Annotated in this window: 2 protein-coding genes; both read right to left on the minus strand. The window is 40.7% G+C overall.

What is annotated here, in order from left to right:
* Positions 1-158: 158 nt before the first annotated feature.
* Complete coding sequence (locus DOT_RS10390) at positions 159-1427, minus strand: hypothetical protein (protein ID WP_009618024.1); 1269 nt, start codon at positions 1425-1427, stop codon at positions 159-161.
* 33 nt (positions 1428-1460) lie between these two features.
* The gene (locus tag DOT_RS10395) at positions 1461-2423 is read right to left on the minus strand and encodes a phosphodiester glycosidase family protein (protein ID WP_040411838.1); all 963 of its coding nucleotides are present in this window, start codon (positions 2421-2423) and stop codon (positions 1461-1463) included.
* Positions 2424-2459 lie beyond the last annotated feature (36 nt).

Consider the following 2459-nt stretch of genomic DNA (forward strand, 5'->3'; position numbering starts at 1 on the left):
CGCACGGCTTCCAAATACTCGGTAATTTTGCTAGGCTGTTGGAAGCATAGCGCGCTTTCACACAGTTCTTTGGCTTGTCCGAATGTTTTTCCTGCGCGGATACTTTTTCATGTTTGAACCTCTGTAAATCCTCTCCATGAATATTCAGAAGCCAATTATTATGTTTTGAAGAGTTGCATTTCGACACGGGTGGAGGTTCCTGCCTTAGTAAGTTGAATCAGCTCAGCGCCATCGGGAGAGACATGATTCTCATCCCCATGCAATTTGACCTCTGCAAGATGACCGTCTGTAACGACATAGGCTGATTGATCATCATAGACGACTATCTGTCCGTTAACTCCAATGAGTGAACGGGTATCTTTATTCAAGGGAATTGTACCTGCCCATTCAGTTTTTAACGAAGGATTTTCTTTTACAACTTGAAGGTCAGCCGTGGTTTTAATCTTTACGAGTACATCATTTTTCACTTCTCCAATATACACTTTTCCCTTTCTGATTCCTAAGATTCTATCGTTAACATTTTTAGAGATGACTAGACGCTTATCAGCCTTTAACGCTTCAATATACTGAATTGCGACAACTTGCTGGATAGCCCCCACTTTGCTGTCAATATAAAGTGTTCCATATCGTTCAGAGATTGCCATATTATCGATAAGTTCTCTTGGTTTGTTGAGGACACTCACCTCTTTCATAATGCCAATTTTCATGAGTTGTTGAGTCGAGTCTTTCATTACAGTTAAATAAGTCAAATTAGTGGAGGTGGAAACAACAAATCTTTCAATTTTCCCGCCTTTTGAAATCTCTTCACTTCCACTCGGGGGATCAAATGGATGTAATTGATCATCCGGAGTGGTATCATCATCACTATTTGGGAGTTCTAGCGAATACAGTTCTGTAAGTTGTGGACTTCCATAGTGTTTTTCATACCTAGGCTCTACCGGAACCTCTTTGGGCTTAATTTTTGCCTGGTTCGGGTCCTCTGTTTTCGACTCAATTGTAGGGGTTGAGATTATAGTCTTAGAAGGGTACACTTTTACTGTAGTTACCTCATTAGGATTTTTCTTAGCAAAAAAATAGAGTAAGATATTTCGATCGGGCAGCCATTGATACTTAAGGACACCCAAGGTCTGATCAGTGGCAGAGGGAGATTTTTTTTCAAAAACAACGTTACCCTTTTTTAAGTTAAAGATTTTAAGTGTCCCGTCTTCTGAATAAGCCAAATAATCCTTGGCGTAAGAAACCTGAATATTTGTAAGATCAGAACCCGGGATGGTTGCTTTAAGTTGGGAAGTGATCGGTGGTTCACTATCGGTCCCCGTCGGTCCCATAATTTTTTGGATTTGCTTGTTTAGAAGGGAGTACCCTCCAAATTGAAAAATGAGTGAAACTAATATCCAAGATAATAGGATACGAAGTCTCATCCTCATGCTTAACTCCCCCCCTTTTTAACCAAACTTGGTTCACTCACTGACGCCTTCTGGCATAACCACAATAGCCGTCGGTAGGTATCGTTCACCAAAGATATTCCAAAGTTTACTGATTGTTTTTCCGTTGTATACTAATTCTGAAGAAGAACCACCATCCAGATTGGCCGCATTAACCGCATCGTACTCTTTGAAGAGATTATAAAGGTCGCTCATTTTTGCACCAAGACTAGAGAGTTGTCGACCATCAATTACGACAAGAATAATTGTGCCATCTGCTTTCTGCCCGATAGCAGTTCGTGGGGCAGCCCCCCAAACAAAGTCTTGAAATACGCCCCTTTTTCCATCCTGTATTAAGGTCGGCCCGAAAGATACCGCTTCTTGAATGTTTTTCTTTTTTATATCATCAGCAGTCATTTGTCCAACGATCAGGTTCCCATCCTTATCGAGGGCGACAATGTCTATACTTTTGTTGCCAACATTGTTATGGACAATTTCTCCCTTATGCACGGTTAATCCGTCAGGAAAAGCTCCATTTCCTGCACCATTAGGGTCATAAAATCCTCCGCCATTGATTCCAGCAATGGCTCCTGTATCTTTAACGAAATCGCTTACCCGTTCACCTGTGACTTCCAATTCCTTTGTCACAGCAACTTTTATCCGTTTCGGATTGTTTATTAGCATTACTTTGCCTTTAAATACCTTGCCTTTAATATCTTCAATTGTAATGCCAGCAGATGTATCTGATACAGTCCGCTGGATTGGGATGCTGGATGCTGCATCTGAATTATTATATTTGTTTACTATTTCACTAATTTCTTCCTCAGAGAGAAACGCCTTAACAACCTGTGGATGCCTTGAAGTGAGAACAGAACCTACCGCCAAAGTTTTCGTTGCATCAAATGGCCCCCAGAAAATGATAAAGGGCGCTAGGATGACATCAAAAACTAAATTGAACATAAAGAAAGCAATAATGTTTCTGAGACGTATTTTCCTCATGCTACCTCCATTTAATCCTCGATTAAAAGAACTGCT

The organism is Desulfosporosinus sp. OT (assembly GCF_000224515.1).
Classification (GTDB): Bacteria; Bacillota; Desulfitobacteriia; order Desulfitobacteriales; family Desulfitobacteriaceae; genus Desulfosporosinus.

Bases quoted from the DNA above. Each gene is read 5' to 3' on its own strand.
- DOT_RS10390 (WP_009618024.1), bottom strand. From the start codon at position 1,427: ATGAGGATGAGACTTCGTATCCTATTATCTTGGATATTAGTTTCACTC.
- DOT_RS10395 (WP_040411838.1), bottom strand. From the start codon at position 2,423: ATGAGGAAAATACGTCTCAGAAACATTATTGCTTTCTTTATGTTCAAT.